The 15008-nt window shown below is 61.4% G+C and carries 18 protein-coding genes and 2 pseudogenes; 19 read left to right on the forward strand and 1 reads right to left on the reverse strand.

Annotated features, from left to right (window positions below):
* Positions 1 to 27 precede the first annotated feature (27 nt).
* Positions 28 to 945: pseudogene (locus EDD52_RS24385) on the forward strand (ATP-binding protein); the annotation flags it as partial.
* On the opposite strand, the pseudogene EDD52_RS24390 reads toward EDD52_RS24385, so the two are convergent.
* A pseudogene (locus tag EDD52_RS24390) lies at positions 853 to 1110 on the reverse strand (hypothetical protein); the annotation flags it as partial. The pseudogenes EDD52_RS24385 and EDD52_RS24390 sit on opposite strands and share 93 nt — an antisense overlap.
* Here EDD52_RS24390 and EDD52_RS24395 point away from each other — a divergent pair.
* The 18 genes from EDD52_RS24395 (at position 1069) to nuoH (ending at position 14999) form a co-directional block, all read left to right on the forward strand.
* Complete coding sequence (locus EDD52_RS24395) at positions 1069 to 1971, forward strand: acyl-CoA carboxylase biotin carboxyl carrier protein subunit (RefSeq protein ID WP_424449917.1); 903 nt, start codon at positions 1069 to 1071, stop codon at positions 1969 to 1971. The pseudogene EDD52_RS24390 and the gene EDD52_RS24395 overlap by 42 nt on opposite strands.
* 510 nt (positions 1972 to 2481) lie before the next feature.
* Complete coding sequence (locus tag EDD52_RS13265; RefSeq protein ID WP_132245727.1) at positions 2482 to 2847, forward strand: NADH-quinone oxidoreductase subunit A; 366 nt, start codon at positions 2482 to 2484, stop codon at positions 2845 to 2847.
* The gene (locus EDD52_RS13270; RefSeq protein WP_243651934.1) at positions 2838 to 3455 is read left to right on the forward strand and encodes a NuoB/complex I 20 kDa subunit family protein; all 618 of its coding nucleotides are present in this window, start codon (positions 2838 to 2840) and stop codon (positions 3453 to 3455) included. Before EDD52_RS13265 ends, EDD52_RS13270 begins: the two co-directional genes overlap by 10 nt.
* A gap of 88 nt (positions 3456 to 3543) precedes the next feature.
* Positions 3544 to 4152: an NADH-quinone oxidoreductase subunit C gene (locus EDD52_RS13275; protein ID WP_132245729.1), complete on the forward strand. Its 609-nt coding sequence runs from the start codon at positions 3544 to 3546 to the stop codon at positions 4150 to 4152.
* Positions 4152 to 4325, forward strand: coding sequence for a hypothetical protein (locus tag EDD52_RS23715; RefSeq protein WP_165907544.1), 174 nt, complete (start codon positions 4152 to 4154; stop codon positions 4323 to 4325). Before EDD52_RS13275 ends, EDD52_RS23715 begins: the two co-directional genes overlap by 1 nt.
* 135 nt (positions 4326 to 4460) lie before the next feature.
* Entirely contained in the window at positions 4461 to 5690 is a 1230-nt protein-coding gene (locus EDD52_RS13280; RefSeq protein ID WP_132245731.1) for an NADH-quinone oxidoreductase subunit D, read from the forward strand.
* A gap of 10 nt (positions 5691 to 5700) precedes the next feature.
* The gene (locus tag EDD52_RS13285) at positions 5701 to 5991 is read left to right on the forward strand and encodes a hypothetical protein (RefSeq protein ID WP_243651935.1); all 291 of its coding nucleotides are present in this window, start codon (positions 5701 to 5703) and stop codon (positions 5989 to 5991) included.
* Between the two features lie 127 nt (positions 5992 to 6118).
* Complete coding sequence (locus EDD52_RS13290) at positions 6119 to 7327, forward strand: NADH-quinone oxidoreductase subunit E (RefSeq protein ID WP_132245733.1); 1209 nt, start codon at positions 6119 to 6121, stop codon at positions 7325 to 7327.
* A 32-nt stretch (positions 7328 to 7359) separates the two neighbouring features.
* Positions 7360 to 8415, forward strand: coding sequence for an NADH-quinone oxidoreductase subunit E (locus EDD52_RS24020; protein ID WP_243651936.1), 1056 nt, complete (start codon positions 7360 to 7362; stop codon positions 8413 to 8415).
* Positions 8416 to 8430: 15 nt separating this feature from the next.
* Positions 8431 to 8655, forward strand: a complete 225-nt coding sequence (locus tag EDD52_RS13300) for a DUF5337 domain-containing protein (protein ID WP_132245735.1) — start codon at positions 8431 to 8433, stop codon at positions 8653 to 8655.
* A gap of 7 nt (positions 8656 to 8662) precedes the next feature.
* Positions 8663 to 9958 carry an NADH-quinone oxidoreductase subunit NuoF gene (gene nuoF / locus EDD52_RS13305; RefSeq protein ID WP_132245737.1) on the forward strand — a complete coding sequence of 432 codons (1296 nt, stop codon included), beginning with the start codon at positions 8663 to 8665 and terminating at the stop codon, positions 9956 to 9958.
* A 2-nt stretch (positions 9959 to 9960) separates the two neighbouring features.
* A complete protein-coding gene (locus tag EDD52_RS13310) occupies positions 9961 to 10179 on the forward strand; it encodes a hypothetical protein (protein ID WP_132245739.1) in 219 nt (72 codons plus the stop codon).
* Positions 10179 to 10670 (forward strand): DUF3291 domain-containing protein, encoded by a 492-nt coding sequence (locus tag EDD52_RS13315; protein WP_132245741.1) that lies wholly within the window; start codon positions 10179 to 10181, stop codon positions 10668 to 10670. Before EDD52_RS13310 ends, EDD52_RS13315 begins: the two co-directional genes overlap by 1 nt.
* A gap of 4 nt (positions 10671 to 10674) precedes the next feature.
* Entirely contained in the window at positions 10675 to 11004 is a 330-nt protein-coding gene (locus EDD52_RS13320; RefSeq protein ID WP_132245743.1) for a hypothetical protein, read from the forward strand.
* Positions 11005 to 11139: 135 nt separating this feature from the next.
* Positions 11140 to 11526, forward strand: coding sequence for a DUF5333 domain-containing protein (locus EDD52_RS13325; protein WP_243651937.1), 387 nt, complete (start codon positions 11140 to 11142; stop codon positions 11524 to 11526).
* Between the two features lie 5 nt (positions 11527 to 11531).
* A complete protein-coding gene (gene nuoG, locus EDD52_RS13330; protein ID WP_132245747.1) occupies positions 11532 to 13547 on the forward strand; it encodes an NADH-quinone oxidoreductase subunit NuoG in 2016 nt (671 codons plus the stop codon).
* Entirely contained in the window at positions 13544 to 13954 is a 411-nt protein-coding gene (locus EDD52_RS13335) for a hypothetical protein (RefSeq protein ID WP_132245749.1), read from the forward strand. The genes nuoG and EDD52_RS13335 overlap by 4 nt, the downstream gene beginning before the upstream one ends.
* Positions 13955 to 13961: 7 nt before the next feature.
* Positions 13962 to 14999, forward strand: a complete 1038-nt coding sequence (nuoH, locus tag EDD52_RS13340) for an NADH-quinone oxidoreductase subunit NuoH (protein WP_132245751.1) — start codon at positions 13962 to 13964, stop codon at positions 14997 to 14999.
* Positions 15000 to 15008 lie beyond the last annotated feature (9 nt).

The following is a 15008-nucleotide window of genomic DNA, read 5'->3' on the forward strand; positions in this document are numbered from 1 at the left end:
GGTCAGGCTGCAGGAAGGGAGAAACGGATGTTTGACACGATCCTGATCGCCAACCGGGGCGAGATTGCCTGCCGGGTGATCCGCACGGCACAGGCGATGGGCATTCGCTGCGTGGCCGTGCATTCCGATGTGGATGCGGGTGCAGCGCATGTCGAGATGGCCGATACAGCCGTCAGTCTGGGTGGCGCGGCCCCGGCGGACAGCTATCTGCGCGGCGATGCCATCATCGCTGCGGCACAGGCCACGGGCGCGCAGGCGATCCATCCCGGCTATGGCTTTTTGTCCGAGAACCCCGATTTCGTCGACGCGGTAGAGGCGGCGGGGCTGGTCTTCATCGGCCCGTCTGCCAGTGCGATCCGGGCGATGGGGCTGAAGGACGCGGCCAAGGCGCTGATGGAAAAGGCGGGCGTGCCGGTCGTGCCGGGGTATCACGGGTCGGATCAGGAGCCGGGGCATCTGGAGGTGGAGGCCGAGCAGATCGGATATCCCGTTCTGATCAAGGCTGTCGCGGGCGGCGGCGGCAAGGGAATGCGGCTGGTCGAACGGCCAGAGGATTTCACCGATGCGCTGGCCAGTGCGCGGGCCGAGGCGCGTGGTGCCTTTGGCAATGACGCCGTGCTGGTGGAAAAATTCGTACAGCAGCCCCGGCATATAGAAGTGCAGGTGTTTGGTGACGGCACCCGCGCGGTGCATCTGTTCGAACGCGACTGTTCGCTGCAACGCCGCCATCAGAAGGTCATCGAGGAAGCGCCCGCCCCCGGCATGACGCCCGAGATGCGCGCCGCCATGGGCGAGGCCGCCGTGCGCGCCGCCGAGGCGATCGGCTATACCGGGGCAGGGACGGTGGAATTCATCGTCGACGGGTCCAACGGGCTGCGGCCAGACGGGTTCTGGTTCATGGAGATGAACACCCGCCTTCAGGTCGAACACCCGGTGACCGAGGCCATTACCAGCGTCGATCTTGTCGAATGGCAGATCCGTGTTGCCGCGGGCGAGCCCTTGCCTGCCGCGCAAGACGACCTGCAGATCAACGGCCACGCGTTCGAGGCGCGGCTCTATGCCGAGGATGTGCCCAAAGGGTTCCTGCCGGCGACTGGCCGGTTGTCCCATCTGGTCTTCCCTGACGGCGCGCGTGCGGACAGTGGCGTGCGCGCGGGTGACGAAATCAGCCCCTGGTATGATCCGATGATTGCCAAGCTGATCGTGCATGGCCCAACGCGGGATGTGGCGCTCAAGCGATTGGCGCGGGCGTTGGAGCGCTGCGAAGTGGCGGGCACTGTCACCAACCTTGCTTTCCTCGGTCGGCTGGCGCGCCATGAAGGGTTCGCGGCGGGGCAGGTGGATACCGGTCTGATCGCGCGCGACATCGACGCCCTTACCGCCATTCCCACCCTTGAGACTGCCGTGATCGCAGAGGCCGCTTTGGCCGCGCTGGGGCTGCTGCGGCAGGCCGATGCGCTTCAAGGGGCGCATCTTTGGACGCCGCTGCGCCAACACGTGCGGTTGGTGCATGGGGATACGGAGATTGCCGCCGAAGTCGAGGTTCTATCGCAAGGGCTGCGCCGTGTCATCCTTGGCGATGACGCGGTGACGGCAGAGCATGTGGGCGGCCGGTGGCGGATAGAGGGGCAGCCGATCCATGGCGCGGCTGTATCGGGGCGCGATATCACCGTCTTTGCGGATTACGGCCAGCGCTTCACCCATGTCGATCCGCTCGACAGGGCCCAAGGGGCCGTCGGCAGCAGCGATCTTATCGAGGCGCCGATGCCCGGGCTGGTGCGGATGGTAGCCGCCCGTGTGGGGGACGCCGTGTCGCAGGGCGACCGACTCGCCATCCTGGAGGCGATGAAGATGGAGCATTCGCTGCAAGCTCCGCGCGACGGGATCGTTGCCGAGGTGCTTGTCAGCGAAGGCGATCAGGTCGAAGCGGGTGCCGCGCTCATCCGTCTGGAGGAAGGCGGCGACGCCTGAGCGGTCCGTCAAGGCCGGGGGGACCGGACGGCTGCGTCCTGCCCGGCAGAGGGCGTCGGCTGGCGCCGGTTTGGCGGCGTGGGGAGCGGGCACTTGCCACGTGCTGGCATCCCGGAAATCGGCACTGAGGGGGAATTGTTCAGAATTTTCCCCTTCGATCGTACCCTTGCGGTCAGATCGCCTGCGCGGCCAACCAGTCGCAACGCAAAAGCCGACTGAAAAACTCGGAATTACCGGGGCTTGCGCGAAAATGGGCACCGCGTTCCGGCAAAGCCACACCCGTGACCCCGCAATGTGCCGAAGGATTCCCTCAACAGGTTGGCGTTTTGCCGCATCCTTTGAATGTGTGTCCCGGAAATCTTGCGTAAACCGATGGAAAATAACTCAAATTCATTTATGAGAATGTTTCTGGCTTTGGTTGACCCTGTTAAGTGCCAAGGCTAAACCCTCCATTAGTCTATTCCGTCTTTGGACGGCGCGCAGCTGCGCGTCCTGAAAGGAGCCTGCCCCGTGGAAGAGATGTTGAGGGAGTATCTCCCCATTCTCGTTTTTATGGCCATAGCGATCGGACTTGGCCTGGTGCTTATCCTGGCTGCGGTGGTTCTGGCCGTGCGCAACCCGGATCCCGAAAAGGTGTCGGCCTATGAATGCGGGTTCAACGCGTTCGACGATGCCCGGATGAAATTCGACGTCCGCTTCTACCTCGTGGCGATCCTGTTCATCATCTTCGACCTCGAAATCGCCTTCCTGTTCCCTTGGGCCGTGGCCTTCAAGGAAATCAGCATGCTGGGCTTCTGGTCGATGATGGTTTTCCTTGGCGTTCTGACAATCGGCTTTGCCTATGAATGGAAAAAGGGAGCGCTGGAATGGGAGTGACCGACGAGACACCACGTGTTACCGAGGTTCTGGGCGATGGCAAGCAGGCTGACCGGGTGAAGTCCGGCCCCTCTGCGCTGGCCCCTTACGGCACCAATGCTGCTGGAGGCGACAAGGAAGTCGCCACTCAGGCGCTGAATGCGGAACTTCAGGACAAGGGCTTCCTGCTGACGTCGACCGAGGACATCATAAACTGGGCGCGGACCGGATCGCTGCACTGGATGACCTTCGGGCTTGCCTGCTGCGCGGTCGAGATGATGCATACCTCGATGCCCCGCTATGACCTTGAAAGGTTTGGCACCGCGCCGCGCGCCTCGCCGCGCCAATCCGACCTGATGATCGTTGCGGGCACGCTGACCAACAAGATGGCGCCCGCGCTGCGCAAGGTCTATGACCAGATGCCCGAGCCGCGCTACGTGATCTCCATGGGGTCTTGCGCCAATGGCGGCGGCTATTACCACTACAGCTATTCCGTGGTGCGCGGCTGCGACCGGGTGGTCCCTGTGGACGTCTATGTGCCCGGCTGTCCTCCGACCGCCGAAGCGCTGCTTTACGGCATCATGACGCTTCAGAAAAAGATCCGCCGCACGGGGACGATTGTACGATGATGGCCGGGTGTTCAACACAGATGCTTCGTCGTGCCCCGTTCGCGCAACTGCGTGGCGGCAATGACCTTGATGTATCGGAGGCGCACAGATGACGACCGCCCTGCAAGAGCTTGGTACGCATATCGAATCCAAGCGCCCGGATTGTGTTCTGTCCTGGGAAGTCGTCCACGGCGAGTTGACCGTCGATGTGGCGCTGTCGAATATTGTCGGGCTGGTGGAGTTTTTGAAAACCGACCGCGCCTGCCAGTTCTCGTCGCTGGTCGACATCACCGGCGTTGACTATCCTGAACGCGCGCGCCGTTTCGACGTCGTGTACCACTTCCTGTCGATGTACCAAAACCACCGCGTCCGCCTGCGTACGGCTGTGCGCGAAGACGAAATGGTGCCTTCGATCACCGGCGTTCACCCCTCGGCCAACTGGTTCGAGCGCGAAGTGTTCGACATGTTCGGCATCATTTTCTCGGGCCATCCCGACCTTCGGCGCATCCTGACGGATTACGGATTCCGCGGCTATCCGCTGCGCAAGGATTTCCCGACGACCGGTTACACCGAGGTGCGCTACGACGAAGAGAAGAAGCGCGTCGTTTACGAGCCGGTTTCGCTGGTGCAGGAATACCGCCAATTTGACTTCATGTCCCCCTGGGAGGGCGCGCAATACGTGCTGCCGGGCGACGAGAAGCAGGAAGAGGCCAAGTAATGGGCGGTTTCTGGTGGCTTGTCCTGTCGGCGCTGACGATCATCCCGATGATCAAGCTGCTACCGTTTTTCGGCATCAACAAATACTGGGCCGCGGCCTGCCTGATCCCTTTCGGCACGATTGCGCTGCTTTGGTGGATGGGGATGAAGCTGCAAGAGTTGGAGAAGCGCTGAGATGGCTCTGGTTCTGATCGAGATGATGAGTTTGACCGCCGCCGCCTTCGTTCTGGCTGTCGGCGCCGCGAGCAATGAAAATGACGTGTGTCAGGCAAGGGCCGGTGCGCGTGAGACTGGACGGAGGACAGTTTGATGGACGGCTCCAAATTCGATGACGGCAGCACTGATGCGCTGAGCGGCGAACAGAAAATCCGCAACTTCAATATCAACTTCGGGCCCCAGCACCCGGCGGCGCACGGCGTGCTGCGGCTTGTGCTGGAGCTTGACGGCGAGATCGTGGAACGCTGCGATCCTCATATCGGCCTGCTGCATCGCGGAACGGAAAAGCTCATGGAGAGCCGGACCTACCTGCAGAACCTGCCCTATTTCGACCGGCTGGACTATGTGGCGCCGATGAATCAGGAACATGCCTGGTGCCTCGCGATCGAAAAGCTGACCGGCGTGGAAGTGCCCCGCCGTGCCTCGTTGATCCGGGTCTTGTACTCGGAAATCGGCCGCATCCTGAACCATCTGCTGAACGTGACGACGCAGGCGATGGATGTGGGCGCGCTGACGCCGCCGCTCTGGGGCTTTGAAGAGCGTGAAAAGCTCATGGTGTTCTATGAGCGTGCTTGCGGCGCGCGCCTGCACGCGGCCTATTTCCGTCCGGGTGGGGTGCATCAGGATCTTCCGCCGGATCTTCTGGACGATATCGACCAATGGGCTGACGAATTTCCCAGCGTGCTCGCGGATATCGACGGTCTGCTGACCGAGAACCGGGTTTTCAAACAGCGCAACGCCGATATCGGCATCATTTCCGAAGAAGACATTCTCGACTGGGGTTTCTCGGGTGTGATGGTGCGCGGGTCGGGTCTGGCATGGGATTTGCGCCGCGCGCAGCCCTATGAATGCTATGACGAGTTCGACTTCCAGATCCCGGTTGGCAAGAATGGCGACTGCTATGACCGCTACCTGGTGCGCATGGAAGAGATGCGTCAGTCGCTGAGCATCATCAAGCAGGCTCTGGTGAAGCTGCGTGCGCCGGAAGGGCAGGGCGACATTCTGGCCCGGGGCAAGATCACACCGCCCAAGCGGGGCGAGATGAAGACCTCGATGGAAGCGCTGATCCATCATTTCAAGCTATATACCGAAGGGTTCCACGTTCCCGCAGGCGAGGTCTATGCCGCGGTCGAGGCGCCCAAGGGTGAATTCGGCGTCTACCTTGTGTCAGATGGCAGCAACAAACCCTACCGCGCCAAGATTCGCGCACCGGGGTTCCTGCATTTGCAGGCAATGGACTATGTGGCAGGTGGCCACCAGCTTGCCGACGTGGCTGCGATCATCGGGACGATGGACGTGGTCTTCGGCGAGATTGATCGGTGAAGGAGTGACGATGACGCGACTGACTATCCTGATGACTTCGGCAGCATTTGCGCTGTCCGGCTGTCTGCTTGCCCTGCCACCCAAGGGTGTGTCCGCCGAACAGATCGCCGCCTATGACGAGGCCGTCGCCTCGATCGGGTGCGATATGATCGGCGAAAGCGACTACCTGCCGGTTGAACTTCAGACCGGGCTGACGCGGGAGCAGGTGATTCAGGTCACCGAGTACAAGCTTGCGCGCGAAGAAGCGGTGACACTCCCCGAAGGCGGTGTCCGTCTGACGACTGGTGTTTGCGCCGTATGACCGTTACGGGCTGCATAACGGCCCGCGGCGTAGCGCCTGAGCGTATCGCCGAGTTGAACGAAGATAACCCCGACCGGGCTGTGCCAAACAGTCCCGTCGCCTGCGTATAGACGCAATAGGAACGACCATGCTGAGACGCCTGCATCACGAACAACCTGAAAGCTTCGCCTTTACGCCAGCCAACCTGGCCTGGGCGGAAGCGCAGATCACCAAATACCCCGAAGGCCGTCAGGCCAGTGCGGTGATCCCGCTTCTGTGGCGGGCGCAGGAACAGGAGGGTTGGCTGACCCGGCCCGCGATCGAGGCGGTGGCCGACATGCTGGGCATGGCCTATATGCGGGTCGTGGAAGTGGCCTCTTTCTACTTCATGTTTCAGCTGCAACCCGTTGGGACCGTCGCACATATTCAGGTTTGTGGGACAACGTCCTGCATGATCTGCGGGGCCGAGGATCTGATCGGTGTGTGCCGCGACAAGATCGCCGGCAAGGCGCATGAACTTTCTGCAGATGGCAAGTTCAGCTGGGAAGAGGTCGAATGCCTCGGCGCTTGTGCGAACGCACCCATGGCGCAGATCGGCAAGGACTATTACGAGGATCTGACGGCAGAGCGCCTGTCCGAGATCATTGACGAACTTGCCGCCGGGAAGGTTCCCGTGCCCGGTCCGCAGAACGGGCGGTTCGCGTCCGAGCCGAAATCCGGGCTGACCAGCCTTAAAGAATACGAGAGCGGCCACACGAAGTATAATGCCAGCGCGCAACTGGCCACCGATATCGGCGATACGGTCAAGCGCATTGACGGCACCGAAGTGCCGCTTCTGGCGCCTTGGCAGAACGCTGAGGACAAGACGGCACCAGCGGCTTCCACCTCTTTGAAAGAGCCACAGCCCGCAGCGAACAAGGCCGTGGACGAAACAGGCATCGACAAGCGCGAAGCCGAGGCACAGGCCAAGGCAAAGCCTGAAGCCTCCGCCAAGACCGGCGACGCGGCCACGACCGAGGCGCCTGCGCCGTCGCAAGACGCGCCGACCGCTGGCACGGTGGAAGGGGTTCGCCCGCAGGCGCTGGACGGTCCGCGCAACGGGCAGGCCGACGATCTCAAGCAGATCAAAGGTGTTGGTCCGAAGCTTGAAAAGCTCTGCAACACGCTGGGCTTTTATCATTTCGATCAGATTGCGGGCTGGTCCGATGCCGAGGTGGCATGGGTTGACGAGAACCTCGAAGGCTTCAAGGGCCGTGTGACGCGGGACGAATGGGTGTCCCAGGCGCGGATCCTTGCAGACGGAGGAGAGACGGAATTCTCTTCCCGTGTTAAGAAAGGTGGGGACGGCGAAACGTAACCACAGCGTATGATTATACAGGGAGAGTAACGATGACCCAATCCGGAAACGCTCAGGGCTGCCAGACGAAATGCTGGGGGCTTGCGGCTGCAATCGGTCTTTTGAGCATGATCCTGGCCCTCACGGTCAGGGATTACGGGTGGGGGACATCCATCTTCCTGGGTCTTCTGGTGGCAGTATTGCTTGGCCTTCTGCTGACATGGCTGATGTGTTCGGAAACTCCCAAACTGGGCCAAAGTGACCGCGCCAAGGCCGGCGCCGGTGCCGGTGCTGTCGGTGGTGGAAGCGCTGCCGTGGCCCCCGCCGCAGCGTCTAGCGCAGCCGCCGCTGCTGCCGTGAAACCCGCCGAAGCCAAGGCCGCGCCCCCCGCGACCAGTTCGGCTGGTGCATCTGCCGAAGCCGCCAAGAGCGCCGAAGCCGCAGCATCGGGCGCATCGAAGCAAGACGCGGGCGCGGAATCAAAGGCTGCAGCCAGCGCGCCATCACCTGCTGCTGCGACCAGCGAGGACAAGGCTGCTCCCGGTGCCGGACAGGCTGCTACCGCCACGAAGGCCGGTGCTGATACGGGCACGCAGGGTGCCGCAGCTGCAGTCAAACCCTCGGCGGCGCTTGCCGGAGAGGCCGAACTGGCCAGCCGCAAGGGCAGTTGGAAATATGAGGGCGGTACGTCAGCAGCAACGTCCGGTGCTACTGCTCAAGGCGCGGCTTCGAGGGCCGATGCCGGGAATACCGCTGCGTCGAAATCTGCCGATCTGGGCGAGGATTACGATGGCGATGGCGTCTTTGAAGGCGCTGATGAGGGAACAAAACCCGCAACGCTGGAGGCTGCGCGCCCCGGTGGGGCCGACAACCTCAAGGAAATCAAGGGCGTCGGGCCGAAGCTTGAAAAGATGCTGAACGAAATGGGCTTTTACCACTTCGACCAGATCGCAGGCTGGAGCGCTGACGAGGTTGCCTGGGTCAACGCGAACCTGTCCGGCTTCAAGGGGCGGGTTTCCCGCGACAACTGGGTCGAACAGGCCAAGATCCTTGCCGAGGGCGGCGAGACTGAATTTTCCAAACGCGTCGACAAGGGCGGCGTGTATTAACGGATGCAAGACACGATGGGACGCGAGACAGAACAACAGACTGCGCGACAGGGGCGGCTTGCTGCCCTTGTCATTGCCGGGTCAATGCTGTTCTGGATTGCGGCCCAATGGGTGGGGCCGATGTTGGGATTGCCGGGACGGTATGCCCTTTTGATCGATCTTGCCGTATTGGCCGCGCTCTTCTGGGCGATGGTCGTGACATACCAGATCTGGCGGAAACGCCGGGACAATCAAGGATAAGCACGCGATGCTGCAGGATCAGGACCGGATCTTTACCAACCTCTACGGGATGCATGACCGCACGCTGAAAGGCGCGCAGGCGCGGGGCCATTGGGATGGTACCGCTGACATCATCAAGAAGGGCGCGCCCTGGATCGTGGACACGATGAAGGCGTCCGGCCTGCGTGGTCGTGGTGGCGCGGGCTTCCCCACGGGGCTCAAGTGGTCCTTCATGCCCAAGGAAAGCGACGGTCGTCCTTCATATCTGGTGGTGAACGCGGACGAATCCGAGCCCGGCACCTGCAAGGACCGTGAAATCATGCGCCACGATCCGCATACGCTGATCGAAGGCTGCCTGATCGCGTCTTTCGCGATGCAGGCGCATGCGTGCTATATCTACATTCGCGGCGAATATATCCGCGAGAAAGAGGCGCTGCAGGCGGCGATTGATGAGGCATATGACGCCGGTCTCGTGGGCAAGAACGCCGCCGGATCGGGCTGGGATTTCGACATTTACCTGCATCACGGTGCGGGTGCCTATATCTGCGGCGAAGAAACAGCGCTTCTGGAAAGCCTCGAAGGCAAGAAGGGCATGCCGCGCATGAAGCCGCCTTTCCCGGCGGGCGCGGGTCTTTACGGCTGTCCGACCACGGTGAACAACGTCGAGTCGATTGCCGTCGTGCCCACGATCCTGCGGCGCGGGGCGGAATGGTTCGCGGGCTTTGGTCGTCCGAACAATGCGGGCACCAAGCTGTTTGCGATCTCTGGCCATGTGAACAACCCCTGCGTCGTTGAAGAGGCGATGTCGATCACCTTTGAAGAACTGATCGAGACGCATTGCGGCGGCATTCGTGGTGGCTGGGACAATCTCAAGGCCGTGATCCCTGGTGGCTCTTCGGTGCCCTGCATCCGCGGCGAGCACATGAAAGAGGCGATCATGGATTTCGACTACCTGCGCGAGCAGCGGTCGGGTCTGGGCACTGCCGCGGTGATCGTGATGGACAAGGACACGGACATCATCAAGGCGATCTGGCGTCTGGCGAAATTCTACAAACACGAGAGCTGCGGCCAATGCACGCCCTGCCGCGAAGGCACCGGCTGGATGATGCGCGTCATGGAGCGTCTGGTGAAGGGCGAGGCAGAGGTCGAGGAAATCGACATGCTGCTTGACGTCACCAAGCAGGTCGAAGGCCACACCATCTGCGCCCTTGGCGACGCGGCGGCCTGGCCGATCCAGGGCCTGATCCGCAACTTCCGCGACGAGATCGAAGACCGGATCAAGGCAAAACGCACTGGCCGCGTCAGCGCGGTGGCAGCCGAATAGTGATGTTAATCGCCATGAAATCAAAAATTAAAATGGAGATGATAGGCGTCCTTGGGTGGACACTAATCGCGGCGCTTTGGGTTTGGGCGCTCGCCAATGCTGCGTTGGTCTTTGTTTTTGAGGCACCAACTGCAGTTTTTGGTCCGTGGCTCTTTTTGATAGCAATTGTCGCAACTCTGCTGTGGTCCTACAGCCCGCGGTTGTTGGGCGGTGATACTTGATGAGTACTCAGATGCATCTCGCGGAACTCAATGTTGGTCGCCTTCTGGCGCCGACAGATGATCCGCGTGTGGCGGAGTTTATGGGCAACCTTGATCGGATCAACGGGTTGGGCAAACGGATGCCGGGCTTCGTCTGGATGATGGAAGGTTCCGGCGAGCCGGGGACTGGGAACACGGAAAACGCCATTGGCGGTGATCCGCAACACGTGACCAACCTGACCGTGTGGGAAAGCGTCGAGACGCTGGAGAATTTCGTCTGGAACACCGTGCATAAGCAGTTTTATGAACGGCGCGCGGAATGGTTCGAGGTACTGGGTGAAATGCACTTCGTCATGTGGTGGGTGCCTGCCGGGCATCGGCCGACACTGGACGAAGCGCTCGAACGGCTTGAGCATTTGCGCGCCAATGGTGACAGCGACCATGCGTTCGGCTGGGCGTACCTTAAAGAGGCGACCCAGTGGCGGCAGAAACAATGTGTGGCGGCGGAGTAGGGCTATGCGAACGATCCTCATGCTGACTTGTATCGCGCTTTCGGTCACGGCCTGCTCGCGCTTTGGTCGCAACACAACGCTGTATGACGGCCAGTTCTACAACACGCGGTCCCGCACGGCCGGGGAAGACAAGCACGACTTCACCGTTACCGTCCGACCCGTGTCCAAGGGGCTGAACGGGGCGCGTCAAGCGGGGCTTCACGAAGCTGTCAAATATTGCATCCGCCTTTATGGCACCTCCGATATCGCCTGGACGGTTGGGCCTGATACGGCCGATGAAAGCCTGTCCATTTCCGACGACACGCTGACATTTGCAGGGCGCTGCGTTGAATGAGGAAAGTGCGTCATATATCAACGGATTACAGGGCTTGTTATTGCATAACAGCCCCCCTGTTTCCCATGTCCCGAACTGGCGGAGTCTGCGCTTTTGCAGGACCCGCCGCGACATGGAGAGAACACTGATATGCGTATGACACTTCCCCTGATATTCGCCGCGACGCTTGCAAGTGCTGCAGAGGCTCGGCCGCCGCTAAGCTCTGTCAGCTATGTCAATGACGGGCTGCGCAACGTCGCCATCGCGGATGAGATCCGCCGCAACTGCGGTGACATCAGCGCACGGATGATCGCGGCGCTGCGGTTCATCAGCGCGTTGGAAAGCTATGCCAAGGCGCAGGGCTACAGCGAGGACGAGATCGAGGATTTCGTTTCCAGCAAGACGGATCGCAAACGCCTTGAGGGCGAAGCGAGAGCCTATCTTGTGGCCAACGGGGCCACGAACGAGACCGGATATTGTGCGCTGGGGCGCAAGGAAATCGCAAGGAACAGCCAGGTTGGCGCCTTGCTCAGAGCAAAGTGAGAGTGATGTCGGACCTACGCAAGATCATCATTGACGAGCAGGAAGTCGAAGTGGACGGGGCGATGACCCTGATCCAGGCATGTGAGCAGGCGGGCGTCGAAATCCCGCGCTTCTGCTATCATGAGCGGCTGTCGATCGCGGGTAACTGCCGGATGTGCCTTGTCGAGGTTGTCGGCGGTCCGCCCAAACCTGCCGCGTCCTGCGCGATGCAGGTGCGCGATCTGCGCCCCGGTCCGGAAGGGGCGCCGCCCGTCATCAAGACCAACTCTCCGATGGTCAAGAAGGCCCGCGAAGGGGTGATGGAATTCCTGCTGATCAACCACCCGCTGGATTGCCCGATCTGCGATCAGGGCGGCGAGTGTGATCTTCAGGACCAGGCGATGGCCTACGGCGTTGATTTCAGCCGTTTCCGCGAACCCAAGCGCGCGGTGGACGACCTGAACCTCGGCCCGCTGGTTGAAACGCATATGACGCGCTGCATCTCTTGCACCCGCTGCGTGCGCTTCACGACCGAGGTCGCGGGGATCACCCAGATGGGCCAGACCGGCCGGGGCGAGGATAGCGAGATTACCTCCTATCTGGGCGAGACGCTGGATACCAACCTGCAGGGCAATATCATCGACCTCTGCCCGGTTGGTGCGCTGGTGTCCAAGCCTTACGCGTTCACCGCCCGCCCGTGGGAACTGACCAAGACCGAAACCATCGACGTGATGGATGCGCTTGGGTCGAACATCCGAGTGGACACCAAGGGGCGCGAAGTGATGCGCATCCTTCCGCGCAACCATGACGGCGTGAACGAGGAATGGATTTCCGACAAGACGCGCTTTGTGTGGGACGGGTTGCGCCGCCAGCGTCTGGACAAGCCCTACATGCGTGTGGATGGCAAGCTGAAGCCTGTCACATGGCCCGAGGCGCTTTCGGCTGCATCTGCGGCGATGAAGGGCAAGAAGGTTGCCGGCCTGATCGGCGATCTGGCCCCGGTAGAGGCGACATTCGCGCTCAAGCAACTGGTCGAAGGGCTGGGCGGCAGCGTTGAATGCCGGACCGATGGCGCGAAACTGCCCGCAGGCAACCGCTCTGCCTATGTTGGCACCGCCGCGATCGAGGATATCGACAATGCGGATGCGATCATGCTGATCGGCACCAACCCTGCCGTCGAGGCGCCCGTTCTGAACGCGCGCATCCGCAAGGCCTGGCTCCGCGGCGCAAAGGTGGGCGTGGTCGGTCCGAAAGTGGATCTGACCTATGAGTATTTCCACATGGGCGAGGACCGCGCTGCCCTTGAGAAGATGACGAAAGACCATGACGGCGATGCGAAGGGCAAGAACACCCTTGTGATCGTCGGGCAGGGCGCCTTGCAAGAGGCTGACGGCACGGCCGTTCTGGCCCACGCGATGAAATTCGCCGAAGTCACCGAATCTGGCTTCCTCGTGCTGCATACCGCTGCCAGCCGCGTCGGTGCGCTGGATGTCGGTGCGGTCACCGAAGGTGGCATGGACGCGCTGAAGGATGCCGAGGTTGTCTACAATCTCGGTGCTGACGAGGTTGATATCGCGCCGGGTGCTTTCGTGATCTATCAGGGCAGCCATGGCGACCGCGGTGCACACCGCGCCGATATCATCCTTCCCGGTGCAGCCTATACCGAGGAAAGCGGCCTGTTTGTGAACACCGAAGGTCGCCCGCAACTGGCACTTCGCGCGGGTTTTGCGCCGGGCGAGGCCAAGGAGAACTGGGCGATCCTGCGGGCGCTGTCTGCCGAACTGGGTGCAACATTGCCTTTCGACAGCATGGCACAGCTGCGCCGCGCCCTGATTGAGGCCGTGCCGCATCTGGCAGAGATCGATTCGGTTCTGGAAAACGACTGGGCGCCTTTGGAACTGGCGGATCTGGGCAAGGCCACGTTCCGCCACGCTGTGGGCGATTTCTACCTGACCAACCCGATTGCGCGGTCCAGCCAGCTGATGGCAGAGCTTTCCGCCAACGCGGCGGAGCGGGCAAAGAAGCCTATGGCGGCCGAATGAACCCTCGGTACTTGATATCCTCTGGCGTTCTGGCGCTGGCCGGGACCGTCTCGGCCTGCGGGGCTGCGCATACCGCTCGCGGTGATGTGGACGCCCCCCCGGCCGTCTACAAGGGAATCAAGACCGAGGCGCTCGACGATGATCTGGTGAATGTTTTTGTCGAAATCGAGGGCGGTCGCGGGCCACAGGACGTCGAAGTCTATGCCGAATGTGCCGTGTCGCGTTACGTGTTGGACAAGGACTACGGATTTGCGCGTCATTTGCGCACGAATGTGACAGAAGAGGGTGGCCTCTGGCGAGGAGATGCGGTTTACACCATCTCGCCAACGCTGCCGCGCGGGCTCATGACGATCGACGCCGAAGTCGTCGCCGAAGCCTGTGCTCAGAACGGAATACCGATGGTGTGAGGACCTGATGGCTGAATTCTTTTCCACCCCGCTGGGGATCCTGCTGATCGTCGCCGCGCAATGCCTGGCGATGACCGGTTTCGTGATGATTTCGCTGCTGTTCCTCGTCTATGGCGACCGGAAAATCTGGGCGGCCGTGCAGATGCGCCGCGGCCCGAACGTGGTGGGCACATTCGGTATTCTGCAATCCGTGGCCGACGCATTGAAATACGTGGTCAAAGAGGTTGTCGTCCCCGCTGGCGCCGACAAGACGGTGTTCATCCTCGCCCCGATGACCAGCTTTGTTCTGGCGATCATCGCCTGGGCGGTCATTCCGTTCAACGATAGCTGGGTGCTGTCGGACATCAATGTCGCCATTCTGTATGTCTTCGCGGTTTCTTCGCTTGAAGTATACGGCGTGATCATGGGCGGCTGGGCTTCGAACTCCAAATACCCGTTCCTTGGGTCGCTGCGTTCTGCGGCGCAGATGATTTCCTACGAAGTTTCGCTGGGCCTGATCATCATCGGCATCGTCATTTCCACCGGCTCTCTGAACTTTGGTGACATCGTTCGGGCGCAGGACGGGGACTTTGGCCTGTTCAACTGGTACTGGATCCCCCATTTCCCGATGGTGTTCCTGTTCTTCATCTCGGCGCTGGCTGAAACCAACCGCCCGCCATTCGACCTGCCAGAGGCAGAGTCGGAACTGGTTGCGGGCTATCAGGTGGAATATTCCGCGACGCCGTTCCTGCTGTTCATGGCGGGTGAATATATCGCCATCTTCCTGATGTGCGCGCTGACCTCGCTGCTGTTCTTCGGCGGCTGGCTGTCGCCGATCCCGGGCCTGCCCGACGGCGCGCTGTGGATGGTCGGGAAGATGGCCTTCTTCTTCTTCCTTTTCGCCATGGTGAAGGCGATCACGCCGCGCTATCGCTACGACCAGCTGATGCGCCTTGGCTGGAAGGTCTTCCTGCCGTTCAGCCTGTTCTGGGTGGTCTTCGTCTCCTTTGCTGCGAAATTCGGTTGGTTCTGGGGCGTGTTCGCCCGCTGGACGACGGGGGCTTGAGATGAACGC

This window comes from Primorskyibacter sedentarius (genome assembly GCF_004342065.1).
Lineage (GTDB): Bacteria > Pseudomonadota > Alphaproteobacteria > Rhodobacterales > Rhodobacteraceae > Primorskyibacter > Primorskyibacter sedentarius.